The sequence below is a fragment of the Streptomyces sp. NPDC102274 genome (assembly GCF_044766385.1).
In the GTDB taxonomy this organism is placed as follows: domain Bacteria; phylum Actinomycetota; class Actinomycetes; order Streptomycetales; family Streptomycetaceae; genus Streptomyces.
Genome location: NZ_JBIWLW010000031.1, coordinates 56,481 through 79,626, shown reverse-complemented (window position 1 = coordinate 79,626; position 23,146 = coordinate 56,481). Strand labels below are relative to the sequence as shown.

The following is a 23,146-nucleotide window of genomic DNA, read 5'->3' as shown; positions in this document are numbered from 1 at the left end:
ACCGGAGGAAGTTGTGCAACTCCTTGACACCGCCGCCCCGAGCTCGCCCACCGGCGGGCCCGAGGCGGCCCTCCCGGCAGCAGCACCGAAGCCCAGCCTGTGGCACCGGCTCCGCGCGGGCGGGTGGAGCTACCTCTACCTCGCCCCCCTGCTGATACTGCTCCTGACCTTCGTCATCTACCCGATCTTCGGCTCACTCGCCTACACCTTCTACCACTGGAACGGCATCGGCTCACCCGGTGACTTCGTCGGCCTCGACAACTTCCGGCAGATCGTGCACGACTCGATCTTCTGGCGAGCCGTCGGTCACACCTTCGTGTACGCCATCGTCGTGGTGCCCGTGCAACTGGTCATCGCACTCGCGCTGGCGCTCGTACTCAACAACAAGAGCCTGCGCTTCTCCGCCTTCTACCGCACGCTGTTCTTCCTGCCGGTGGTAACCTCACCGGCCGTCGTCGGTGTCGTCGTCCAACTGATGCTCTCCAACTTCGGCGACACCCTGAACGGCTGGCTGCTGGACGCCCACCTCGTCGACCGGCCCGTCGACTGGCTCGGCAACCCGAAGATCGCGCTGGGGATCATCGTCGTGGTCGGCATCTGGCAGACCCTCGGCTACAACCTCGTGTACTTCCTCGCCGGGCTGCAGACCATCCCCGAAGAGGTCTACGAGGCGGCGAAGATCGACGGCGCGGGCCGCCTGCGCACCTTCGTGAACATCACGGTGCCGTTGCTGCGCCCGGTCGGACTGATGATCGTCATCCTCGCCTTCATCGGCGCGTTCCAGGTGTTCGACCTGGTGCAGGTGATCACAGGCGGCGGCCCGTACTTCGGCACCGAGGTGGTGAACACGTACATCTACCACCTGGCCTTCGGCGGCAACCAGGCCCAGGCCACCGAGCCGAACGTCGGCCTGGCCTCCGCCGCGTCCTTCTTCTACGGCCTGCTCCTCATCGTCTTCGCCGTACTGCAGGTGCTCATCTTCCGGTCCATCGCCAAGCGCCGCGCCGCCGGGCGCGCCTGAAAGGAGACAACGCAATGGCAGCTCTCGTCTCCTCTGCCCGCCGGGGCCGGACACCCGCGCGCCGCCGCGCGGTCGTCCGCCGCACGGCGGGTCGGTCCCTGACCCATCTCCTGCTCCTCGGTGGCGGTCTTCTCTGGCTCTTCCCGTTCCTGTGGATGCTGGGCAGTTCCCTCAAGAGTGCCGACGGCTTCTTCTCCAAGGGCCTGAACCCGTTCCCGGACGGAATAAATCTCTCCAACTACAGCAGCGCCTGGAAGGGCGCGTCCTTCGGTACCTACTTCTTCAACACGCTTGTCGTCGCGGGCGGTTCGGTCGTCCTGACCCTGTTCGCCACCTCCATGGCGGGCTACGTCCTGGCCCGCACCAAATTCCCCGGCCGCAAGGCCTGTCTCGGGCTGATCTCGGTCACCCTGTTCCTGCCGCACGGCTACACGATCATCCCGATCTTCGACATCGTGCGCGAACTCCACCTGCTCAACACACTGTGGGCCGTCGTCATCGTGCAGTCCTCCAGCGGCCTGGTGTTCGCCACCTTCCTGTTCATGGGCTACTTCTCCACCATGGACCGGGAGATCGAGGATGCGGCGAAGGTGGACGGTGCGAGCTTCCACCAGACCTTCTGGCGTGTGATGCTGCCGCTGTCCGGGCCGATGCTCGCCACCGTGGGGCTGTTCACCTGCATCAGCGCCTGGAACAGCTTCTTCATCCCGCTCGTCTTCACCCTTTCCACGCCCGAACTGCGCACGCTGCCGGTGGGGATGTACTCGTTCCTGGGCGAGAACTCCACGGACTGGACGTTCCTGTGCGCGGGCTCCGTGATCTCGCTCGTGCCGATCGTGGTGGTCTTCGTGCTGCTGCAGCGCTACTTCGTCAACGGCCTGGCCGGCGCTGTCAAAGGTTAAGGGCTGTCCCGTGATCCCTGGCGGGCGCACGGTGTCAGCTACGGCACCTCGCCGGGTTGTCGGAACGCCCGAATACATCCCGTACGCGGACGTCCCTCCGCCGTGCGACGCACCGCATCCGACGCCGTGCACTGATCCACCAGGGATTACGGGACACACCTCAGGAAGGAGCATTCGTGACCCTGCGCCTTGCCATTCTCAGCTTCTGGCATGTGCACGCCCGTGACTACACCCGCCAGGCGCGCGAGCACCCCGACACCGAGATCACCGCCGTCTGGGACGAGGACCCCGCCCGCGGGCGCGGCTGGGCCGACGAACTCGGAGTCCACTTCCACCCCGACCTCGGCGGACTGCTGGCCCGCGACGACGTCGACGCGGCGGTGGTCACCTGCCCGACCACCGCGCACCGTGAGGTCATCACGGCCGCTGCGGCAGCGGGCAAACACATCTTCACCGAGAAGGTCCTCGCCCCGACACCGGCCGAGTGCGCCGAGATCTCCGCCGCGGCGGAGAAGTCCGGCGTGGCGCTGATGCTCGCGCTCCCGCGGCTGTATGAGGGCTACACGGCGGCCGTCCGCCAGGTGCTGGCAGCCGGGGAACTCGGCCGCCTCACCCTGGTGCGGGTGCGCCTCGCCCACGGCGGCGCGGTCGAGGGCTGGCTGCCCGAGCACTTCTACGACCCGGCCGCCACCGGGGGAGGCGCCCTCATCGACCTCGGCTGCCACCCGATGTACCTCGCCCGGCTGTTCCTCGGCCGGATGCCCGAGACAGTGACCGCGACCTTCGGCCATGTGACCGAGCGCGCCGTGGATGACAACGCTGTCGCCGTGCTGCGCTGCGCGGACGGCGCCCTCGCTGTGGTGGAGGCGTCCTTCACCACACCCGTCTCCCCCTTCTCCATCGAGCTGCACGGCACCGAGGGCTCACTGGTGTACGGCACGCCCGAGCCCCGGCTGCTGCTTCGGCGTACCGGCGGCGACTGGCGCGAACTACCCGTACCGCAGGCCACCGGCACGCCTTTCGACCACTTCGTGCGCCACGTCATCGAAGGCACACGGGACGAGGAGAACCTCGCCCTCGGCCTCGACCTGACCCGCCTGATGGCCGCCGCCACCCGCAGCGGCCTTGAGGAAGGAAGCCCCCTATGACTGTTTCCGTCGGCCTCATCGGCTGCGGGAACATCTCCCGCTCCCATCTGCGGGGCTATCTCGCCGTCCCCGGCCAGGCCATCGTCACCGCCGTCACCGACGTCGACCCGGACGCCGCCCGCGAGCGCGCCCGGCAGGCCGGCGGCGCCCAGGCGTTCGACTCGTACGAACGCATGCTGGCCGAGGCCGACATCGACGCCGTCGACATATGTCTGCCCCACCATCTGCACGCCGCCGCCGTCATCGCCGCCGCCGAGGCCGGCAAACACATCTTGTGCGAGAAGCCGCTGTGCCTCACGCTCGACGAGGCCGACCGGATCGCCGACGCGGTGAACTCCGCCGGGGTCACCCTGATGTGCGCGCACAACCAGCTCACCCTGCCCGCGGTCGCACACGCCCGCGACCTCATCGACTCCGGCGCGCTGGGCCGGGTCTACGAACTGCGCACCACCGACAGCTTCTTCAACGACTTCGACCCCTCGACGATGGGCTGGCGCGCCCATGCGGCCACCAGTGGCGGCGGCGAGCTCATCGACACCGGCTACCACCCCACCTACCTGCTGCTGTACCTGGCGTCCGCCCGCCCGGCGGCGGTCACGGCGATGCTCAGCACCCACCGGCTGACGTTCATGGAAGGGGAGGACTCCGCCCGGGTGCTGGTGCGCTTCGCCGACGGCGCGGTCGGCGAGGTGGTGACCAGCTGGGCGTACGAAGCGGCTCCGCACACCGAGAAGTTCTCCGTGGTGGGCGAGAACGGCAGCTTGTGGAGCGACGGGACCACGCTGCACCACAAAGTACGCGGCGGAGCCACCACCATGATCGACTGTGCGGTGATCGACTCCCATGCGGCCGTGTGCACCGACTTCATCCACCGGATACGGGACCGCACCCGGCCGGTCCACACCCACGAAGAGGGCACGGACGTGCTCAAGGTGATTCTCGCGGCCTACCAGTCCGCGCAGCAGAAACAGGAGATCAGCCTGTGACAGGCTATGAGACCCGCGACTTCGACTTCGATCTGCGCCAGGGTGTCGCCGAGACACTGTGGACCGCCAGCGGCTGGTCCACGGCAGCACTCGCCCCGGGCACGGTGTGCGGGGTGGGCGCCTGCTACGCCCCGCCCTATGCCGCCCCTCGGGCGCGACTGGCCGTCGCACTCGAAGCCGACGGCATCCCCGTCAGCGACACGGGTGCCCCGGGCATGCACGGCACCGGACTGCTGCCGGCCGGCGGGACCTGGCGACTGCACGGCATCGAGCGGCGCGGCACCTACCACCGCCGACACGAGGGGCGGCTGGTGTCACTGCTGGTGCGCTCGGAACTGACACCCCTGCACGGCCTCCCCGGCTACGTGCTGCACATCGCCGTGCGCAACCGCTCCGGGCGGACGCTACCCCTGCGTCTGCTGCCCGAACTGACAACAGGGCCGGTCGGTGAGGTGCCGCTGGGGGAGTGGGGCTGGATGCCGCCCGAGCCCGACACGGCGGCGCGGGACCGGGCGACGCTCGCGCACGGGCCGCTGACCACACAGCTCGGCCCGGCCGACGAGGCCCACTTCGACCTGGCCGTACTGCTCGACGGCAGCAGCCCGGACGGCACCCCCGGCCAGTGGGCGGCCGACTCCCGCGCCCTGGTCGAGCAGCGCACCGCCGGCGCCCTGGAAAGGGTGCCCAGGCTGATCACGGACGTGCCGGGACTGGACGCCTACTACCGCCGGTCCCTCGCCAGCGGCCTGGTCTGCCTGTGGGACAACCCGGCCTTCGCCACCGTCCCGTTCCCCGCCACCTCCGGCATCGACGGCGGAGCGCTGTGCGCATACGCCTGGGACACCGGCGGCTACGCCCCGCACACCCTCTCCCTGATGCTCGGCCGCGGCGTCGCGGACATCGTGGAGGCCATGGTCAAGGCCGACCTGACGGACCATTACGCCATCGCCCCCGACGGCAGCGGCACCGGCGTCGCATACGCCTACAGCGGCTGGTCACTGGTGATGCTCGCGCACGCCGCGGCCTGCCACGACGGGATCGCCCCCGACCTGGTGGCGCGCCTGCACGAGACGGAGGAGCGGCTGGCCGACCGCTTCCCGGCCGTCGGCGAGTTGCGCGACTACGGCGCTCAGCAGCACCTGCTGGAGATGCGCTCCGCCGGCTGGGAGCACGTCGTCGCCAGCCCCAACGCCGAGCGGGCCTGGAGCCTCGACCTGCTGGCGGAACTGGCGGAGGTGAGCGACGCGCCGGTTCTGGCGGCCCCGCTGCGGGCCCGGGCACAGCTCATTCGCAAGGCCGTCGCGGAGGAGCTGTGGGACGCCGGGGCGGGCTGGTTCCGCAGCCGCTACCCCGACGGCCACAGCGAGCTCGCCTACTCGATCCAGGGCTTCGACGCGCTGCGGGCCGGCGCATGCACTCCGCCGATGGCCGACGCGCTCTTGGCGCACCTGCGTGAGGGTGCCTTCCTCGCGCCGTACGGGGTGAGCAGTGTCTCCGCCGAGGACCGGCTGCACTACGAGCTGGGCGACGTGGACTGGTCCGGCGGCGGAGCCTACACCGGCGAGACCCCCCAGCTCGCGCTGACCCTGTGGGAACGGGACGAGCCACGGCTGGCTTGGGACGTGCTGCGCCGGGTGCTGTGGATGGGGCAGCACTTCCCCTACTACCCGCAGGACCACTACTGCGACCGACCCGCCGCCCCGCCGAGCGGTCGCCGCTCCAACGTGATCGCCGGCCTGACCGGCGCGGAGGCCGTCCTGCTCGGCCTGGCCGGACTGCGTCCGCAGGCGGACGGCGCGCTCGACCTGAAGCCCCCCGTCTGGCTCCCCGGTGGCCTGGAACTTCACGGACTGCGCTACCGCGGCCACGAGATCGATCTGAAGCTGGCGGCCGACCACTGCGAGGTGGCGGTGGACGGCCATGCCATCCATACCGGGGCACCCGCCCCGCTGCGCATCCTGGGAGAAGTCCGATGAGCGATGCCCTTGACCGCTTCGACCGCGATGGCTACGCCGTCTTCCGTGAGGTCCTCGACCCGGAACTGGTGCGGGAGGCGGCCGGCCACGTCGACTGGCTGCAGCTGCGCCACCCGGACCTGCGGCCCGAACAGCTGGGCCACACCCTGCTGCGCGACGACCCGTTCTGGCTGCGGCTGGTCTCCGACGACCGGCTGCTGGACCTCGCGGAGACCTTCGTCGGCCCGGACATCGCGCTGTTCGCCTCGCACTACATCAGCAAGCCGCCGTATTCCGGACAGCCGGTGCTCTGGCACCAGGACGCGGCATTCTGGCCGCTGGAGCCGATGCGGGTGGTCACACTCTGGCTGGCCGTCGACCACTCCACGCCGGAGAATGGCTGCGTACGGCTGGTCCCCGGCAGTCACCGCGGCGATATCGAGGCGATGCGCGCCAACACGGCGGTGGACAACGTGCTCGGCGAGGAGATCGCAGTCGACGTCGACGAGTCGGCCGCCGTCGACATGGTGCTGGCGCCGGGCGACGTCGAGGTGCACCACCCCAACATCGTGCACGGCAGCAACGCGAACACCTCACCACACCGGCGGTGCGGGCTGACCATCCGCTACATTCCCACGTCGACCCGCATCACGGCGGACGAACAGTCCTATCCCAGCGCGTTCCACCTGCGCGGCGAGCCCGGCGTGAACACATATCAGCCGTGGCCCGAGTTCGATCCGGACCGGCACTACCGCTTCGACGGTGCCCGGCTACCGCAGCCGTCGGTACCGTCGGTGCCCGGCCCGCTGTCATACCACAGCCCGTTCGCCTGCTGGGCCAGGCAGTTGCCGTTGCCGGCCTGCCCCTCGTCGTTGTGGTGGTTCAGGATGACCTTCAGGAGGTGGCTCCTGGCCGAGGCGACGACTGCGTCGAGGCCGGCCAGGTAGGCGGCGGCGTTGCTGTCGTGCAGGCTGGCGTCGCTCCAGGCGAGCGTCACCGTGTTGAAGCCGGCGTCGCGAATGGCCTTCATGTTGGCGTCCAGCCCGGCAAGCGGCTGGTCCTGGTTGACTATCTCGGTCTGGTCCAAACGGGAGTTGCCGTGCAGGGCCGCTGCCGAGATACGCACCCGCTTGCCGGTCGAGTCGACGATCTGGCTGCCCAGCGTGCCCAGATACCCGGCCGGCAGCAGTTGCGCACCGGTGGCATCCTGGGTCGCGTTCGCGTTCGCGTCGGCGTTCGCGTTGACCCCGGAGCCCGCGAGCAGCACAACGGCTGCGATCATTGAAGCCTTCGCTCGGAATCTCACAGGCCGTCCTCCTTCTTCGTGATGGTCGGCCTTTACGGTTGGGTTCATCCGGCTGCCGGAGGATGCTGCCGTTCCGGAAGCCGGATTCGGCGGACCGCGGCGCCCGGGCGGGCTGCCGCGTCGCGCCGGCGGCGCCGGTGGTCAGGGCGAGCACCACGCCGCCGTGGCAGCCCGCTTGACGCGGCCGGGGCAGGAGACCGTCCGGAGGGGACGGCGGAGGAGGATGGCTGGAACGGTCCGATTCAGGCTGGGGCGGCTCATGAGAATTCCGTTCACCCGTGGGGGGCTCCGGACCCCTGAGATGTGGACACCTCGGCGGCAAGGAGGGACTGTCTGTGCGGCTCTCTGGGTGGGGGAGAGAGCGATTGCCGGATTGGGTGGCGGCCCAAGAAACCGGGTGTGGTCGGGGTCGCGGTGCGCCCGGCGTGGAAAGGCTTGAGGTACCGGGGGCGTGACGACGTCTGCTCAGTCGGCGGATGGTGCGTCCGCCAGGGGTTCGAGGACTCGATGCTGGTGTGCAACGCCGTTTTCGGCGAGGGCCGGATGCGGGCTGGTGTCCCTGGTGTGCTAACCCAGGTCCTTGACGCGGTTGCCTGCGCTCACGAGTTCGCGCCGTTCGGCCGCCCGGTCGAGGCGCGGACCACCAGGCTCGTGGGCAGCGCGGCGTGCCGGGGCTCGCCGTCCGGGTCCTTGATCCGCTGGAGCAGCAGGTCCACGCCCCGAGCCCCCATCACGTCGATGGGGATGTGCAGCGCGGTGAGCGCCGGATGGATCGTACGCGCCATGAACGTGTCGTCGACCGTCACCAGGCTGAAGTCCCCGGGCACCGTCCGGCCTTGCCGGGCCAGACCGCCGGCGACGCCGTGCGCCATCATCTCGTTGTGCGCGATGATCGCGGTCGCCCCGCTGGTGGGCACCAGGTCCGCCGCCGCCACCCCGTTGTCGAAGGTCAGGTCGAAGGGGCCCAACTGCTCGACGAGTTCCACCGTGTACTCGTCGCAGGCCTCCTGCACCGGCCGTCGGTGACCGTCCGTGCGGGCGGTGCGCGTTCCGTTGACGTACACGATCCGGGTGTGGCCGAGCGCTGCCAGGTGTCGGACCGTCTGCCGCATACCGGTCGCCAGCTCCGCATACGCGCTGTCGGTCCCGGGCAGCCGGGCGCCGATCGCCGCCACCGGACCGGCCTCGGCCAGCTCACGCACCATCTCGTCGGTCATCCGAGGACCGGCGAGCAGCAGGCCGTCGGTCTGCCGGGCCATGGCCTGCGCCAGCTCGAAACCGTCGGCCGGGTCGTCGCCCGTGTCGGCCAGGAAGAGTGCGTGGTCCTTCGCGCGAGCCCGGTGCTGCACGGTCTTGATGATCTCCGCGTAGTACGGGTTGACCACGTCCGGCACCAGCAGGCCCAGGGTCCCGGTGCGGCCGCGGGCGAGCGAGCTGGCCGCCCGGTTGGGTGTGAAGTCCAGCCGCCGCGCGACGGCGAGCACCCGCTCCCGGGTGTCGGCGCGTACCGCCTCCGGCAGGCTGAAGACACGCGAGACGGTGGAGGCGGACACCTCGGCCTCGCGTGCCACGTCGGCCATGGTGGCGTTCACTTGATGCGGACCACGTCGTCGATGTTCACGGGCCTACCCTGCTCGAACGCGGAGTTCGCGGCAAGTCCCGTGGCCAGTGCGAGCGCGCCGTCCACCGCCGTGGCGGTCGGCGTCGTACCGTCCTCGCTCTTCTCGCCGTCGAACAGCGTACGCAGCATCCGCGCATCGCCGCCGCCGTGCCCGGTGTGGTCGAACTCCGGGATCTCCAACTCACGGTGCGGCTCCCACAGCGGCCGTACGAGGATGCGCGCGCCACCCGCGTTGTCCAGCGCGGTGTCGCCGTGCACGGCGCCCTTGGCGGAGGTGAGCTTCGTGTGGGGGCGCTGCCACTTGCTTTCCTCGACCTCCAACTCCAGTCGGCCACCGGTGCCGTTGAACATCACCCGGTAGCCCTCCCAGGGGGAGTAGGCGGTGAGGTGGTATGACATGGACGCACCCGTGTCGTAGCGCACCAGGACCGCCATGTCGTCCTCGATGGTGATGCCGTCGCCGAAGACGTTCCGGTCGCGGTGGTAGCCGTCCTCCCCCTCGGCGTCCAGGTACAGGGTCCGCAGGCCCTCGTTGTCCTCCAGGTGCAGGGCGAAGGGGTCGTCCGCCGCGGCGGGTGACCCGTGGGCGCGTTCGTAGTCTCGGCGGTAGCCCGTGCGCTCGCCGTTCTCGCGTCCGTAGAAGCCGAGTTGGCCGATCCCGAAGACCTGTTCCGGGCGGGCGCCCAGCCACCAGTTGACGAGGTCGAAGTGATGGCCGGCCTTGTGCACCATCAGGCCGCCGCTCTTGTCCTTCTCACGGTGCCAGCGGCGGAAGTAGTCGGCGCCGTGGCGCACATCCAGCAGCCACTCGAAATGCACGGACAGCACGTCGCCGATCGCGCCGCGGCGCAGCTCCCGGTGCACCAGCTCGTGCACCGGGTTGAAACGGTAGTTGAAGGCAACCGAGAGGTCGCTGCCGGTCTCGGTGACGGCGTCCAGGATACGGCGGCAACGCTCCGCGTCGGTGGTCATGGGCTTCTCGGTCACGACGCGGCAGCCTGCCCGCAGCGCCGGGACGATGTACGCGTCGTGCAGCGCGTCGACGGTGGTGACGACGACGGTGTCGATGCGTTCGGCGTGCAGCAGCTCCGCAAAGCCGTCCGGGGCGTAGGCGCGGGCCCGGGGCCGTCCCGCGGCGGCCAGCAGCTGGTTGTGGTGCGCCATGCGCACCGGGTTGGGGTCGCAGAGGGCGGCGACCTCGATGTGCGCGCGTTCGGCGAATCCTTCGGTGAACTGCTGAGCGCGACTTCCGGTGCCGACGATGGCGACACGTGCGTTGGTGGGCATCGCTCACCTCCTCCTGCCGCAACGCTTGCATGCGCTTGCAGAGCGGTCAAGGGCTGTACCGGAGCAAGGCGTGACGGTATTTCTCCGGGGGAGGGCGGTAGACGGGCAGCTGTTGAGATGCATACAGTGGTTGCGCGTGCAGATCCTTCACCACGCCTGCCACCCCTGGGAGCCCTGCATGGCCCTGTTCGATATGCCGCTGGCCGAACTCCGCACCTATCGTCCTGAACAAGCCGAACCCGAGGACTTCGACGCCTTCTGGAAGAGCACCCTGGACGAGGCCGCGGGCCACGACCTGGCAGCGGAGTTCCGCCCGTACGACGCGGCGCTGACGGAAGTCGAGGTGTACGACGCCTCGTTCACGGGGTGGGGAGGGCACCGCATCTCCGGCTGGCTGATCGTGCCCAAGCACGTGGCGGGTCCAGTGCCCTGCGTCATGCTCTACGTCGGCTACCAGCGCGGTCGCGGCACCCCGCACGACCACCTGCTCTGGCCGGCCTCGGGCCGTGCGGTCTTCGTCGTCGACACCCGAGGGCAGGGCGCGTCGGGCGGCGACCACCCGGGCGCCACCGCGGACCCCTACGGCGGCGCGAACCCCCAGAGCCCGGGCTTCATGACACGTGGCATCCTCGCCCCGGAACGCTACTACTACCGCAGGGTCTTCACCGACGCCGTGCGGGCGGTGGATGCTGCGAAGGCGCACCCCGCCGTGGACCCCGACCGGGTGTGCCTGAGCGGCGCCAGCCAGGGCGGAGGCATCGCCACCGCGGTGGCCGGCCTGCGCGACGACGTGGCCGCGGCCCTGGTGGACGTGCCGTTCCTGACGCACATCCGTCGCGCTCTGGAGATGACGGACAGCGATCCCTACCAGGAGATCGTCCGGTTCCTGAGGACCCAGCGGGGCACGGACGAACAGGTCTTCCGCACCCTGTCCTACGTCGACGGCCGGCACTTCGCGGCCCGGGCCGCATGCCCCGCGCTGTACTCCGTGGCGCTGATGGACCCCGTCTGCCCGCCCTCGACGGTCTTCGCCTCCTACAACCACTGGGCCCACTCGGAGAAGTCCATCGAGGTCTACCCATGGAACGGCCACGAGGGCGGCACCGCCGAACACCGCTTTGCACAGCTGAAGTGGCTGCGGACCGCGGGCGTGTGACGCCGGAACGAGAACCAAGGCCCAGGTCTCCCCGAGGGCCGGCGCCGACCGCCCGTCCACCGAGCAGCACAGGAGACATCGCCATATTCCATCAGATCCTGCACGACGGCTGGCGGCTGTCGTCCACCACAGGCCCGGTTCCCGCACACATCGCGGGCAGGGTTCTGCCGGCGCGGGTGCCCGGCAGCGTCCACCTCGACCTGCTCGCCGCCGGGCTCATCCCCGACCCGTACCTCGACCGGACCGAGGAGGAACTGGCCTGGGCGCACCGCACCGGATGGCACTACACACTCACCTTCGACGCGGCGGCGCCGGCCCCCGGCGAACGCGTCGACCTGGCCTTCGACGGACTGGACACGGTGGCCACCGTCGAACTCAACGGCCGGCCGCTGGGGTCCACCGCGAACATGCACCGCGCGTACCGGTTCGATACGCGCCAGGCACTGCGGTGCGGGACCAACGAACTCGTCGTCGCCTTCCGTCCGGCGCTGGAGTACGCGGAAGAGGCCGAGCGCGAACTCGGACGCCCCCACAACTACCCGCACCCCTTCAACACGATCCGCAAGATGGCCTGCAGCTTCGGCTGGGACTGGGGACCAGACCTGCAGACGGCGGGCATCTGGAAGCCGATACGGCTGGAACGGTGGGCCACCGCGCGCCTCGCGAGCGTTCGCCCGCTGGTCACCGTCGGGGACCACGGCATCGGACGGGTCGAACTGCACGCCGAAGTCGAACGGGCAAAGGCCGATGACGACAGCGACCTGGTGCTGGCGATCCAAGTCGCCGGCCGCCAGGCGCACGTCCAGGTGCCTGCCGGAAACACCTCCGCCACGGTGACCCTGGAGGCCTCTGACGTGGCCTTGTGGTGGCCCCACGGATACGGTGACCAGCCCCTGTACGACCTGGACGTGGAACTACGCGACGCAGCAGGCAGGCAGCTGGACACCACGACTCGCCGCATCGGTTTCCGCACCATCACCGTCGACGTCGCACCGGACGAGACCGGCACGCCGTTCACGGTCGTCGTCAACGGCAGGCCCGTCTTCGTCAAGGGCGCCAACTGGATACCCGACGACCACTTCCTCACCCGCATCACCCGCGAACGCCTGGCCCACAGGGTGGACCAGGCCCTCGGCGCCCACATCAACCTGCTGCGTGTGTGGGGCGGCGGCATCTACGAAACCGAGGACTTCTACGACGTGTGCGACGAGCGCGGCATGCTCGTCTGGCAGGACTTCCCCTTCGCCTGCGCCGCATACCCCGAGGAGGAGCCGCTGCGCTCCGAGATCGAGGCCGAGGCGCGCGAGAACGTCACCCGGCTTGTCTCCCACCCCTCCCTGGCCCTGTGGAACGGCGCCAACGAGAACATGTGGGGCTACCGCGACTGGGGCTGGCGCGCGGAACTCGACGGCCGCACCTGGGGACACGGCTACTACACCGAACTGCTCCTGCGGATCGTCGCCGAACTCGACCCCACCAGGTTCTACGCCGCCAACAGCCCCTACAGTCCCGGCCACCCGGTCGACCAAGTGCACCCCAACGACGCCGACCACGGCACCCGGCACGAATGGCAGGTGTGGAACGAGGTCGACTACACCGCCTACCGCGAACACGTTCCGCGGTTCTGCTCCGAATTCGGCTTCCAGGGTCCGCCTACCTGGGCCACCCTGCAGCGCTGGATCCACGACTGGCCGCTCACCCCCACCTCGCCCGCCTTCCTCCTGCACCAGAGGGCCGAGGACGGCAACGGCAAACTTGAGCGAGGCTTCGCCCCGCACCTGCCCCGGCCCACCACCTTCGCCGACTGGCACTGGACCACCCAGCTCAACCAGGCCCGAGCAGTGGCCTTCGGCATCGAGCACTTCCGCTCCTGGTGGCCGCGCACGGCCGGCGCCATTGTCTGGCAGCTCAATGACTGCTGGCCGGTCACCTCCTGGGCAGCCATCGACGGCGACGGCCGGCCCAAACCGCTCTACTACGCGCTCCGCCATGCCTACGCCCCGCGGCTGCTCACGATCCAGCCACGCGACGGACGTCGCGTACTCGTCGCCGTGAATGACACCGACGCCGGGTGGAGGGGGACGGCGAGGGCTGAGCGGCAGTCTTTTGACGGCCATGGGAAGGACACGGCCGTCATCGAATTCGACGTGGCTCCCCGGTCTGTGACCCACCTGGATCTGCCCGGCTCGCTGCTGGAGCCGGATGCCCCCGAGCGGGAGGTCCTCGTGGTAACGAGCGGCGCGGTCCGCGTCGTTCAGCCCTTCCTGGAGGACCGCGAACTTGCCTACGAGGCAAAGGCATTGACCGCACATGCCACCGCGGTGGAAGGCGGCTACCGGGTGGATGTGCACGCCGCATCCTTCGTCCGGGACATAGCCCTGCTCGCCGACCGGGTCGCCCCCGACGCCGAGGTCGACGACATGCTCGTCACCCTTCTCGCCGGCGAGTCCCACGCCTTCCTCGTACGCAACGCGGCACACCTGGACCCCGCGGAGCTGACCGCGCCACCAGTGCTCCGTACGGCCAACGACCTCTGCCGCCCCTCCTGACCGCACCGAACGATATGTGGTCCCGCCGAGCCGCGGAACCGCCGAGCCGCCGCACCCCCGGGCGGAGGCGCGCGATATAAAATCCCGACGCCGTCGGAAAGCTACTCCACAACTGAGCCGGCCGGGTCAGCCGTTCCCCGTCTGTGGATGCGCGGCCCGGTACTCCGTCGGCCGCAGTCCCTTCAGCTCGCGGAAGCGGCGGTTGAAGTTGGAGAGGTTCCGGTAGCCGCTGCGGGCGGCGACCTCCGTGACCGGCAGGGAGGTCGCGGTCAGCAGTGAGCACGCCGTCTCGACCCGGAGTTGATTGATGTAGTCGGTGAGCGTACGTCCCATGACCCGGCGGAAGAAGCGGCTGAAGGACGTCGGTGACATGTGTGCCAGCGCCGCCACCTCCGCCAGCTCCACCGGCTCGGTGTGGGCCTGCTGAAGGTAGCGGCACACGGCGTCGATGCGATCGCGCACCGCAAGGCCCGGGGCCATGACGTATCCGGGCCCGGTGATCGGCGAGGCCGTGGCGTCCTCGGCGAGGTGGCGCAGCACGTCGAGGAGCGACACGGTCCGGGTTACGGCCTCCAGGTGGGGGAGCCGGGTCACGTGCGCGCGCACCTCGTCCGAGACATGATCGAAGCGCAGCCCGTGGGCCGAGCGCGCCAGCAGGCCGTCGACGACACGGAATGGGGGCAGGGCGAAGAATTCCGGGCCGAGGAAGTCGTACCGGAACTGCGTGACCACCGCTTCGGCGTTCGCCTCGGACTGCTCGGAGGCGAAGGTGTGCGGCAGATCCGGGCCGAGCAGCACCATGGCACCGAGCTGGTAGCGCTCCACGGTGGTACCCACATAACGGGTGCCGATACCGGCGGTGATGAGTGTGAGTTCGTACTCCTGGTGATGGTGCCAGGCGAAGTCGAAGGTGCTCTCGCTGCGGACGAAGCAAGTGAAAGTGGTCCCGTCGGAGATGCCCGGCTGCTCGTAGCGCGGCTTCACACGGGGAATGCTAGCTCCTGGTCGGCCATATGCGTGAGAGACAACTGAGTACCAGAAGTGGGCAACAGCGGCGTGGCGAAGCTCCGTTCACCCTGCGACGGTGGAGTTCGGCAACCGGCCCTTTCCCTCCCTTACGCATGAGGAGCAACGCAACATGACCATGCCTGCGCACGCACCCACATCCGAACTGGACGTCCCGTACGAGGGCCTGGGCCCGTCCGCGACCGCCGACTTCAACCGCGACGGCTTCGTCCGTCTCTCCGGCGTGCTGTCTCCGGAGACGATCGCACAGTACGGGCCGACGATCACCACCGAGGTGATCCGGTTGAACACCCAGCACGTGCCGCTCGCCGAACGGGACACCTACGGCAAGGCATTCTTGCAGGTGTCGAATCTGTGGCGAGAGAACGAGAAGGTCAGGCAGTTGGTGTTCGCACGCCGGCTGGCCGGGATCGCCGCCCGGCTCCTGGGCGTGCACGCCGTACGCCTCTACCACGACCAGGCGCTGTACAAGGAGCCCCGCGGCGGCATCACCCCCTGGCACGCCGACCAGTACTACTGGCCGCTGTCCTCCGACCGCTGCCTGACGATCTGGCTGCCGTTGCAGGAGACTCCGCTCGACATGGGCCCGTTGGCCTTCGCCCGGGGCAGCCACAACTTCTCCTACGGCCGCGACCTCCCGATCTCCGACGAGTCCGAGGCACGGCTCAAGCAGGCTTTGGCCGAGCAGGACTTCGAGGACGTCGTCGAACCTTTCGCTCTCGGTGACGCCAGCTTCCACCGCGGCTGGACCTTCCACCATGCGGGCCCGAACCACGGCACGGTGCCGCGCCGCGTGATGACCGTCATCTACCTGGACGCCGACATCCGGGTCGCCGAGCCCACCAACGAACACCAGGCCCGCGACCTCGGCTGGATGCCCGACACGGAGACCGGCCATGTCCCTGAAACACCGCTGAACCCCGTGCTGTACGACCGCCGGACCGCCTGACGACCGGCGACCGTCTCGCCGGAACCACAGGGAGCCGAGCTGCCCGCGCGCCGTCGTCGTGGCGCAACCATCTGACTGGCGGGGTACTGAGCTGAGGTTCCTCCTAGATGCGGAGGATGCTGACAGAGGGTTCAGATGGTTCTCATGAGAGGAACATCGACCATGGCCGCTCCCAGAAAGTATTCGCTGGAGTTGCGTGAGCGTGCGGTGCGGATGTATCGCACGACCGAGCCGAAGCCGCAGATCAAGAAGCTTGCCATCGACCTCGGTGTACATCCCGAGGCCCTGCGTGGCTGGATCCGCCAGGCCGAGGCGGACGCCGGCGAGCGCGACGACCTGCTGACCACCGACGAACGCGCCGAGCTCGCCGCCCTGCGCAAGGAGAACATCCAGCTCAAGCGGGCGAACGAGGTCCTGCGGACGGCCTCGGCGTTTTTCGCGGCGCAACTCGACCCGACCCGGCCCAGGTGACCGCGCTCGTTGACGAGCACCCCCACCTGGGAGTCGAGTGCGTACTTCGGGAACTGCACATCGCCTCTTCGGCCTTCTACCGGTGGCGCCGACGCGAGAAGGAGCCGTGCGAACGGCAGCGCTGGGACGTTGAGCTGACCGGGCAGCTCAAGAAGATCCACGCCGATTCCGGCGGGATCTACGGCTCGCCGCGCGTGCACGCAGTCCTCAGGCGCGAGGGCACCCGGGTCGGCCGCAAGCGGGTCGAGCGATTGATGCGTGAGGCCGAGCTGGCGGGCGTCAGCCCGCGCCGGAGCGGCTTCACGCGCCGCGACCCGAAGGCCACGCTCGCCCCCGACCTGGTCAACCGCGACTTCACCGCGTCGGCGCCGAACCGGCTGTGGGTCACCGACCTGACAATGATCGCCACCGGCGAGGGCCCGCTGTGGCCGTCGGCGATCCGGGACGCGTTCTCCTGGACGGCGACGCAGAAGCGCACCCCCGCCGTTGGACCGGGCCACCATGCGTCTGCTTCAGACGCAAAAGGGCCGCTGCCAGCTCTGCGGGCAACTGCTCCTGCACGCCAACCGGCCCCCGCAGTCCCCGACCGGGTGGGAGCAATGGCTCCGCACCACCCGGAAGGCGAACAAGGCACGACAGGGGCGGCATGCGCATGGCGTGGCCACACGGTGCACCGTCACCCACGACGGCGTGAAGGTCACTGGTCCGTCCGTTTCAGCGAGCCGGCCGGGACTTGCGACCGTACGAAATCACCAATGCGGGGGAGGGAGGCCGTGCTGACGGCGAAGTCTGTCCACGGGGAGTTCTGGGGAGAGGTGCAGCCAGGTCAGCGGGCATCTGCGCTGAGGCAAGGTGCCGGACCTCGAACTCGTCGCGTACAACCGGGACACCGGTTACCGCTGCCACTACGCCTCGTCCGTCGACACGAATGTCGACAATGTGAACCGCCAGGTCCGCCTGAGCTTCCTGGGCTGATCACAGGAGTGTGTTGGGGCCGGAGCTTCGAGCGATCGGGATGAGTCCTGAGTGCTTGAAGGCGATCACCCCTCTTCGAAGACGAGATCCTCCGGCGGGCGGTTCAGCCGTACTGTGCTGCCGTTGGTGACGTCCACCACCGTGTCGAAACCGGTCGACTGCCCATTGGACAGGATGAGCAACCGGTCGTCCCGCTGCTCCAGATAGCCCGGGAACCCGGCCAGCGAGGGGTCGCCGTCGTTGAGCACGAGGTAGTCCGCCAGCCGCCGGAACAGCTTGGGCAACATCACCGAGGAGTTGGTCAGCGAGGTCAGCCCATTGAGCTTCGCCCCGCTCTCGGTCTCGTCCTTCGGCCACAGGCCCTTATCGGCCGTTCGGGCAGCCTGCGCCGCTTTGGTCATCTCCTCACGCAGGTCGACGTAGAGCTTGCGGTAGAAGGTCGGGTAGGCCAGGCCCTCGGTGAGCTGGTGGTAGTTCGCGGTTCTCTTCAGCGAAGCGACGTCGACGGCGATGCGGCTGCCGCTGGTACCCGGCGCCTCACCGCGGCCGGCGAGAGCCACGCACCGCCCGTACTTGTCAGCGGCGCGGGTCAGGATGTAGCCGGGCACATCGGCCGGGGCCGCGTCCGTGACGATTCCCCGTTCATCACGAGTGATGTCTCTGAAGCCCAGCCACGTGAGCAGCTCGTCCGCCGCTTTCCCGGCGAACGGTGGCGGCTGATGAAGTTCGGGGCCGTGGGGCGGGTGGTAGTGAGTCTCCAGGGTGTCGACGCCATCCAGGCGGAGTTGCGCGCCACCGGCTCGGTTGCGCCGCACCCGTCGGCCTCTGAGCAGGTCCCACTCGTCAGGGTCGTTCGGGTAGAAACGAACTGAGTCTCCGTCGGGGCTGGCCCCGAGCACCTTGTACGTGCCCTCGATCAACAGCATGGGCATGTGTGCTCTCCATTTCGGTTGCGTGCGCTGTTCGGTGGACGGGCACTGAGACCAACAGCCTCCTTACCGACCGCATTAATATGACCGGCAGTCGGCCCGGCCATGCCGTGATGGGCCCCCACGAGCACGGATTCACCCGGACGGTGGCGCCGGGTCCCGGGCTTGTGGCTCCCGCCACGCCCCCGGGTTGCGGAGCGCGGCGCCCAGGGTGACCGTGGAAGGGGGGTTACCGAAGAGGCAATGAACTGCAAACGATGGCACCGCGCCGGTGCACGGCAGAACTGCCCAATGATCCCTGGCATCTGATATCCCGCGACTCGGTGCGTGTCCGCTCGGGGGCGCACAGAAGCGGAGAAGCGAATGGCGAACGGACCAATGGGCAGTCGCCCCTACGGTGAGCAGCCGGAGCGGGCCGACGCGCATATCGTGAAGCAGGCCGCGGAGTACACCGGCCGGTATGTGATCCTGCTCAACCAGCAGGAACCGGAACGCGGCATGGACGCACTGCGCTCCTCCCTCGGCATCGCGTCCGTCGAACGTGTCCGCGGAGCCGAGGCCGCCGGCGCCGCCGAACTCCTCCAGCGCCCGGATGTCTCGGTGCTCTTCGACGAACTCGGAGTGGCCGTCGTGGATGTGCAGCCGGACCAGCGCCATGCGCTGGTGACCATGGCCGAGACAGAGCCCACGATCATCGCGGCAGAACCGGAACGTCTGGTGTACGCCTCGGTGATCACCGAGCCCCAGCGGACGCTGACCGGATTCTTCCCGACCTACCGCAGCGACGAGGGCGAGGTGGACCGCCACACCAGGGCCGAAATGGCTGCCTCGCTGGGCCCGGCCTGGGACGAACAGAACACGACCTGGGGGCTTCAGGCGATCCGGGCCAACTGGTCCACCCTGACCGGGCGCGGCGTGAAGATCGCTGTTCTCGACACCGGCGTGGACTCCGACCACCCGGACCTGGCCGGAAGCATCGACGAGACGGCCTCCTTCGTACCCGGCGAGAGCGCGGAGGACGGCCACGGCCACGGCACGCACTGCATCGGCACCGCCGCCGGTCCGGTCAAACCGGAGCACTCCCCCCGCTACGGCGTGGCGGGCGAGGCCCGGATACTCGCCGGCAAGGTGCTCAACAACCGCGGCAGCGGCTCCGACGGCCAGATCCTGGCAGGCATGGCCTGGGCGGTCTCGCGCGGTGCACGGGTGATCTCCATGTCGCTCGGCGCTCCGGTCCAGCCGGGTGAGCTCTTCCCGCAGACGTACGAGAACGTGGCCCGGCGTGCGCTCCAACGCGGGACAGTGATCGTCGCCGCGGCGGGCAACGAAAGCGAACGGCCCGGGTCCGTCGCGCCCGTCGGCCGGCCCGCCAACTGCCCGTCCATTCTGTCCGTGGCCGCGCTCGGCAAGGACTTGGCGACCGCGTGGTTCTCCTGCGGCGCCCTCAACGGCGCGGGTGGCGAGGTCAACATCGCCGCACCCGGCGTCGACGTGTTCTCCGCCGCCCCGGACGGTACGTACCAGACGATGAGCGGTACCAGCATGGCCACCCCGCACGCCGCCGGTGTCATTGCGCTGCTCGCCCAGGCCCATCCCGACGCCTCCGCGGCCGACCTCAGTGCCCGTCTGCTGGCCGGGGCGTATCCACTGTCGCAGCCCGCCACGGACATCGGCTCGGGTCTGCTCCAGGCCCCGTGAGCCGGATGTCCCGGTCCGGGCCGGTCGGGGTCATCGTCTCCGTCGATCCCGACCGGTTCGCGCAGGCGGTGGAGGCCGCGCGCCGGGCCGGCCTGACCGTCACCAGCGAGCAGCCGGTGCTCGGCACGCTGTCCGGAACCATCGCCGAGGACCGGATCCCGGCCCTGGAAGCCATCGACAGTGTCGAGTCCGTCGACCGGGAGCGCATCATCCGCCTCCCCCCGCCCGACTCGCCGATCCAGTGAGCGGTACCGCACCCCCCACCGCGAGAGCGGGCCACCTTTGAGAAAGAAGCAATGATGAAAGAGGCCGGTCAGTACGAACGCTACGCGGGAGGGACCCCCGAGGCCGAGCGGCTGCTCATCGAAGGGCTCGTCCGCGACCTGACGCGCGTGCAGATGAAGGCAAGGAAGCGGAGCGGAGCAGCCGACATCGCACGGACCTTCCACGCGAAGGCCGTTCTCGGTACCGAGAACGCCCGGCTGACGATCCGCGACGACCTGCCCGACGCCCTGCGGGCGGGTTTCGTGCGGCCCGGCGCCGAGTACCCCGTCACCGTACGGTTGTCCAACGCGAGCGGTGCCCGGCAGCCCGACTTCACACCCGACCTGCGTGGTGCGGCGCTGCGGATCCGGGCGGGATCCGGAGAGGACCATGACCTCCTCATGACGAGTTTTCCGGTCTCTCACGCCCGTAACGCATACGAGTTCGTCGCGTTCGCGAAAGCCATGGCGGGTGCCGACTCGACGCTCCGAAAGGCGTTCGCGCTGTTCGTCAAGCTGCCCCTCGCGCTCGGTTGGCCCACGGCTGCGCGCATGCGGCACAACGTACGCGCCGGAACCCGGCGCGAGGTGCGCAGTCTCGCGCTGGAGACGTACTGGAGCCGCGGTGCTGTCCTGTGGGGCGGTGCGGGACCGGTGCGTTTCCAGCTCCGCCCCGCCGCGGACGCGTCCTCGGCCCCTCCCCCCTCCCGTACCGACCCCGACCACCTGCGACGCGAGCTCGCGCGGCGCCTGGACGCGGCGGACATCGTCTTCGAGCTGTACGTGCAGCGCTATCTGGACAGCAGGCGTACGCCCATCGAGGACGGCGCCGTCGAGTGGAGGGAGGACGACACGCCGGTGGTCCCCGTGGCGACGCTGACCATCCCGCGTCAGGATCTGGACTCCGCCCCGGCGCGTGCCGCCGCCACACGCGTCGAGCAGCTCGCCTTCAACCCGTGGAACACCACCGAGGAGTTCCGTCCCCTGGGCAATCTCAATCGGGCCCGCAAAGCCGCCTATGAGGCCGGCGGCGCCCTGCGTCTGGGGTATCGCTTCGTCACTGAGGAGCCACGCCGCAACGCCGTGCTCGGTGTCCCGCTGCGCGCCGGTTTCCGTGCCCTCAACCGGTTCGTCCCCTGGCATCGGCTGCCGACATCGCTGGGCGTGCTCAACCTCGTGGCCCTCCGGCAGGCGCTGCGCCGGGACAACCTGATCGACACCGAGATCCACGAGGCTCCGCCGACGGCACAGCCGGTGCCCGAGCCCGTCGATGAGCAGTCGCGGATCGCACGCAGCTACGACGGCACCTACAACGACCTGTCCGCACCGAAGATGGGCGCTGTCGGTGCCACGTTCGGCCGCAACCTTCCACCGGTCTACCGCCCCGACCGGTTCAACAGCCCCAATCCGGTCACCGTCAGCAGAAGGCTGCTCCACCGTGACGCGTTCATCCCCGCCCGGTCGCTGAACATCCTCGCCGCGGCGTGGATCCAGTTCCAAGTGCACGATTGGGTCAATCACCAGCGCTACCCGGCCGGCACGCGAAGCGTGGAGGTGCCGCTCCCGCCCGGCATGAGCTGGCGCAACACCCCTGACGGACCGCCCGAGGAGGTGATGCGCTTCGCCGAGAACAAAGGCGTGCACCCGCCCGGCGGCCTTGAGCCGCCCGTACTGTTCTCCGATTCCGCGTCCCACTGGTGGGACGGATCGGAGGTCTACGGCGGCGATCAGCAGGTCGCCATGTCCCTGCGGGAGCCGGACGGTGGCCCCGGGCTGCGCCTGGAGGAGGGGCACTTGCCGCTCACCTCCAACGGCATTCCGCTGACCGGCTTCAACGAGAGCTGGTGGCTCGGCCTCAGCGCCATGCACACCCTCTTCGCGCGCGAGCACAATGCCGTCTGCGAGGCACTGCGGCAGGAATACCCGCACATGGACCGGGACCGGATCTATCACACGGCGCGGCTCGTCGTCTCCGCTCTCATCGCCAAGATCCACACTGTCGAGTGGACCCCCGCGATCCTGGCCACGGAAGCAATCAGGATCGGTTTGACATCCAACTGGCAAGGACCGCCGAAGAGCTGGCTCAACCAGCTCGGACTGTGGTTGTTCGAGGCACACGCGCTCACCGGCATCCCCGGAACCCTGCCGGATCACCACGGCGTTCCGTACTCCCTCACCGAGGACTTCGTCGCCGTCTACCGGATGCATCCGCTGATCCCGGACGACTACGAGATCGTCGACCACCGGTTCGGCCACCGGATCGAAACCCTGGGCTTCAAGGATGTGCAGGGCACCGCCGCTGAGCCCTTCATCCGCAAGACTGGCCTGGCGAACTCGCTGTACTCACTCGGCATCGCCAACCCCGGGGCGATCACACTGAACAACTACCCCCGGGCGCTTCAGGCGTTCGAACGGGACGGCGAGGTGATCGATCTGTCCGTCGTCGATCTGGTGCGCACCCGGCGCCGCGGTGTTCCCCGCTACAACGACTTCCGAAGCGGTCTGCACAAGTCGCGCATCCGGCGGTTCGAGGACCTGTCCTCCGATCCGGAGACCGTCGGACGGCTGAAGGACGTCTATCGCACGGTCGACGAGATCGACACCATGGTCGGACTCTTCGCCGAGAATCCGCCCGAGGGCTTCGGCTTCAGCGATACCGCCTTCCGTGTCTTTATCCTGATGGCCAGTCGGCGGCTGCAGAGCGACCGCTTTCTTACGGTCGATTTCCGGCCCGAGATCTACACACCGCTCGGCCTGGACTGGATCGAACGCAATGGGATGACGAGCGTCCTGCTGCGGCACTGCCCCGAGCTGAGGAACTCCCTGCCACGCTCGGGCAGCGCGTTCGCGCCGTGGCGCCCGGTCCTGCCGACCTGGAACAACTCCGTGGCCGACCGCGGCTGA

Annotated in this window: 18 protein-coding genes and 2 pseudogenes; 15 read left to right on the top strand and 5 right to left on the bottom strand. The window is 69.2% G+C overall.

Features of this window, described 5'->3' with window-relative positions:
- Positions 1 to 13 precede the first annotated feature (13 nt).
- From ACIRQP_RS32170 to ACIRQP_RS32145, 6 genes and pseudogenes are all read left to right on the top strand, one after another.
- The gene (locus ACIRQP_RS32170; protein WP_403896300.1) at positions 14 to 1,021 is read left to right on the top strand and encodes a carbohydrate ABC transporter permease; all 1,008 of its coding nucleotides are present in this window, start codon (positions 14 to 16) and stop codon (positions 1,019 to 1,021) included.
- 14 nt (positions 1,022 to 1,035) lie between these two features.
- Positions 1,036 to 1,923: a carbohydrate ABC transporter permease gene (locus tag ACIRQP_RS32165; RefSeq protein WP_403896297.1), complete on the top strand. Its 888-nt coding sequence runs from the start codon at positions 1,036 to 1,038 to the stop codon at positions 1,921 to 1,923.
- 176 nt (positions 1,924 to 2,099) lie between these two features.
- Positions 2,100 to 3,071: a Gfo/Idh/MocA family protein gene (locus ACIRQP_RS32160; protein ID WP_403896295.1), complete on the top strand. Its 972-nt coding sequence runs from the start codon at positions 2,100 to 2,102 to the stop codon at positions 3,069 to 3,071.
- A complete protein-coding gene (locus ACIRQP_RS32155; protein WP_403896292.1) occupies positions 3,068 to 4,057 on the top strand; it encodes a Gfo/Idh/MocA family protein in 990 nt (329 codons plus the stop codon). Before ACIRQP_RS32160 ends, ACIRQP_RS32155 begins: the two co-directional genes overlap by 4 nt.
- Positions 4,054 to 6,033, top strand: a complete 1,980-nt coding sequence (locus ACIRQP_RS32150; RefSeq protein ID WP_403896289.1) for an MGH1-like glycoside hydrolase domain-containing protein — start codon at positions 4,054 to 4,056, stop codon at positions 6,031 to 6,033. The genes ACIRQP_RS32155 and ACIRQP_RS32150 overlap by 4 nt, the downstream gene beginning before the upstream one ends.
- Positions 6,030 to 6,608, top strand: a pseudogene (locus tag ACIRQP_RS32145) (phytanoyl-CoA dioxygenase family protein); the annotation flags it as partial. The gene ACIRQP_RS32150 and the pseudogene ACIRQP_RS32145, both read left to right, overlap by 4 nt.
- A 152-nt stretch (positions 6,609 to 6,760) precedes the next feature.
- Here ACIRQP_RS32145 and ACIRQP_RS32140 read toward each other — a convergent pair.
- The 3 genes from ACIRQP_RS32140 to ACIRQP_RS32130 all read right to left on the bottom strand — a co-directional run bounded on the left by ACIRQP_RS32140 (position 6,761) and on the right by ACIRQP_RS32130 (position 10,226).
- Positions 6,761 to 7,294, bottom strand: coding sequence for a cellulase family glycosylhydrolase (locus ACIRQP_RS32140; protein ID WP_403896287.1), 534 nt, complete (start codon positions 7,292 to 7,294; stop codon positions 6,761 to 6,763).
- 623 nt (positions 7,295 to 7,917) lie between these two features.
- Entirely contained in the window at positions 7,918 to 8,898 is a 981-nt protein-coding gene (locus tag ACIRQP_RS32135) for a LacI family DNA-binding transcriptional regulator (RefSeq protein WP_403896284.1), read from the bottom strand.
- An 8-nt stretch (positions 8,899 to 8,906) separates the two neighbouring features.
- Positions 8,907 to 10,226: a Gfo/Idh/MocA family protein gene (locus tag ACIRQP_RS32130; RefSeq protein ID WP_403896282.1), complete on the bottom strand. Its 1,320-nt coding sequence runs from the start codon at positions 10,224 to 10,226 to the stop codon at positions 8,907 to 8,909.
- A gap of 178 nt (positions 10,227 to 10,404) precedes the next feature.
- On the opposite strand from ACIRQP_RS32130, the gene ACIRQP_RS32125 reads away from it, so the two are divergent.
- Positions 10,405 to 11,382 (top strand): acetylxylan esterase, encoded by a 978-nt coding sequence (locus tag ACIRQP_RS32125; RefSeq protein WP_403896396.1) that lies wholly within the window; start codon positions 10,405 to 10,407, stop codon positions 11,380 to 11,382.
- Positions 11,379 to 13,931 carry a glycoside hydrolase family 2 protein gene (locus ACIRQP_RS32120; RefSeq protein WP_403896280.1) on the top strand — a complete coding sequence of 851 codons (2,553 nt, stop codon included), beginning with the start codon at positions 11,379 to 11,381 and terminating at the stop codon, positions 13,929 to 13,931. Before ACIRQP_RS32125 ends, ACIRQP_RS32120 begins: the two co-directional genes overlap by 4 nt.
- 126 nt (positions 13,932 to 14,057) lie before the next feature.
- On the opposite strand, the gene ACIRQP_RS32115 is transcribed toward ACIRQP_RS32120, so the two are convergent.
- The gene (locus tag ACIRQP_RS32115; protein WP_403896278.1) at positions 14,058 to 14,915 is read right to left on the bottom strand and encodes an AraC family transcriptional regulator; all 858 of its coding nucleotides are present in this window, start codon (positions 14,913 to 14,915) and stop codon (positions 14,058 to 14,060) included.
- Positions 14,916 to 15,069: 154 nt separating this feature from the next.
- Here ACIRQP_RS32115 and ACIRQP_RS32110 point away from each other — a divergent pair, with 154 nt between their 5' ends.
- From ACIRQP_RS32110 to ACIRQP_RS32095, 4 genes and pseudogenes are all read left to right on the top strand, one after another.
- Positions 15,070 to 15,906, top strand: coding sequence for a phytanoyl-CoA dioxygenase family protein (locus tag ACIRQP_RS32110; RefSeq protein ID WP_403896275.1), 837 nt, complete (start codon positions 15,070 to 15,072; stop codon positions 15,904 to 15,906).
- A gap of 162 nt (positions 15,907 to 16,068) precedes the next feature.
- Positions 16,069 to 16,377, top strand: a complete 309-nt coding sequence (locus ACIRQP_RS32105; RefSeq protein ID WP_403896272.1) for a transposase — start codon at positions 16,069 to 16,071, stop codon at positions 16,375 to 16,377.
- A pseudogene (locus ACIRQP_RS32100) lies at positions 16,374 to 16,658 on the top strand (IS3 family transposase); the annotation flags it as partial. The gene ACIRQP_RS32105 and the pseudogene ACIRQP_RS32100, both read left to right, overlap by 4 nt.
- A 571-nt stretch (positions 16,659 to 17,229) precedes the next feature.
- Positions 17,230 to 17,352: a hypothetical protein gene (locus ACIRQP_RS32095; RefSeq protein WP_403896403.1), complete on the top strand. Its 123-nt coding sequence runs from the start codon at positions 17,230 to 17,232 to the stop codon at positions 17,350 to 17,352.
- A 65-nt stretch (positions 17,353 to 17,417) separates the two neighbouring features.
- Here ACIRQP_RS32095 and ACIRQP_RS32090 read toward each other — a convergent pair whose 3' ends face one another.
- Positions 17,418 to 18,284: a nuclease gene (locus tag ACIRQP_RS32090; protein WP_403896269.1), complete on the bottom strand. Its 867-nt coding sequence runs from the start codon at positions 18,282 to 18,284 to the stop codon at positions 17,418 to 17,420.
- A gap of 360 nt (positions 18,285 to 18,644) precedes the next feature.
- On the opposite strand from ACIRQP_RS32090, the gene ACIRQP_RS32085 reads away from it, so the two are divergent.
- Genes ACIRQP_RS32085 through ACIRQP_RS32075 form a run of 3 tightly spaced genes read left to right on the top strand, consistent with a single transcriptional unit; the run spans position 18,645 to position 23,146 of the window.
- On the top strand, positions 18,645 to 19,979 hold the full coding sequence (locus tag ACIRQP_RS32085) for a S8 family peptidase (protein ID WP_403896266.1): 1,335 nt from the start codon (positions 18,645 to 18,647) through the stop codon (positions 19,977 to 19,979).
- A gap of 5 nt (positions 19,980 to 19,984) precedes the next feature.
- Positions 19,985 to 20,224 carry a hypothetical protein gene (locus tag ACIRQP_RS32080; protein ID WP_403896263.1) on the top strand — a complete coding sequence of 80 codons (240 nt, stop codon included), beginning with the start codon at positions 19,985 to 19,987 and terminating at the stop codon, positions 20,222 to 20,224.
- 54 nt (positions 20,225 to 20,278) lie between these two features.
- Positions 20,279 to 23,146: a peroxidase family protein gene (locus ACIRQP_RS32075; protein ID WP_403896393.1), complete on the top strand. Its 2,868-nt coding sequence runs from the start codon at positions 20,279 to 20,281 to the stop codon at positions 23,144 to 23,146.

What these genes read in the sequence shown, in the direction of transcription:
- ACIRQP_RS32165 (WP_403896297.1), top strand. Translation starts at nt 1,036, where the DNA reads ATGGCAGCTCTCGTCTCCTCTGCCCGCCGGGGCCGGACACCCGCGCGC.
- ACIRQP_RS32155 (WP_403896292.1), top strand. Translation starts at nt 3,068, where the DNA reads ATGACTGTTTCCGTCGGCCTCATCGGCTGCGGGAACATCTCCCGCTCC.
- ACIRQP_RS32140 (WP_403896287.1), bottom strand. Translation starts at nt 7,294, where the DNA reads ATGATCGCAGCCGTTGTGCTGCTCGCGGGCTCCGGGGTCAACGCGAAC.
- ACIRQP_RS32135 (WP_403896284.1), bottom strand. Translation starts at nt 8,898, where the DNA reads ATGGCCGACGTGGCACGCGAGGCCGAGGTGTCCGCCTCCACCGTCTCG.
- ACIRQP_RS32130 (WP_403896282.1), bottom strand. Translation starts at nt 10,226, where the DNA reads ATGCCCACCAACGCACGTGTCGCCATCGTCGGCACCGGAAGTCGCGCT.
- ACIRQP_RS32125 (WP_403896396.1), top strand. Translation starts at nt 10,405, where the DNA reads ATGGCCCTGTTCGATATGCCGCTGGCCGAACTCCGCACCTATCGTCCT.
- ACIRQP_RS32110 (WP_403896275.1), top strand. Translation starts at nt 15,070, where the DNA reads ATGACCATGCCTGCGCACGCACCCACATCCGAACTGGACGTCCCGTAC.
- ACIRQP_RS32105 (WP_403896272.1), top strand. Translation starts at nt 16,069, where the DNA reads ATGGCCGCTCCCAGAAAGTATTCGCTGGAGTTGCGTGAGCGTGCGGTG.
- ACIRQP_RS32090 (WP_403896269.1), bottom strand. Translation starts at nt 18,284, where the DNA reads ATGCCCATGCTGTTGATCGAGGGCACGTACAAGGTGCTCGGGGCCAGC.
- ACIRQP_RS32085 (WP_403896266.1), top strand. Translation starts at nt 18,645, where the DNA reads ATGGCGAACGGACCAATGGGCAGTCGCCCCTACGGTGAGCAGCCGGAG.
- ACIRQP_RS32080 (WP_403896263.1), top strand. Translation starts at nt 19,985, where the DNA reads ATGTCCCGGTCCGGGCCGGTCGGGGTCATCGTCTCCGTCGATCCCGAC.
- ACIRQP_RS32075 (WP_403896393.1), top strand. Translation starts at nt 20,279, where the DNA reads ATGAAAGAGGCCGGTCAGTACGAACGCTACGCGGGAGGGACCCCCGAG.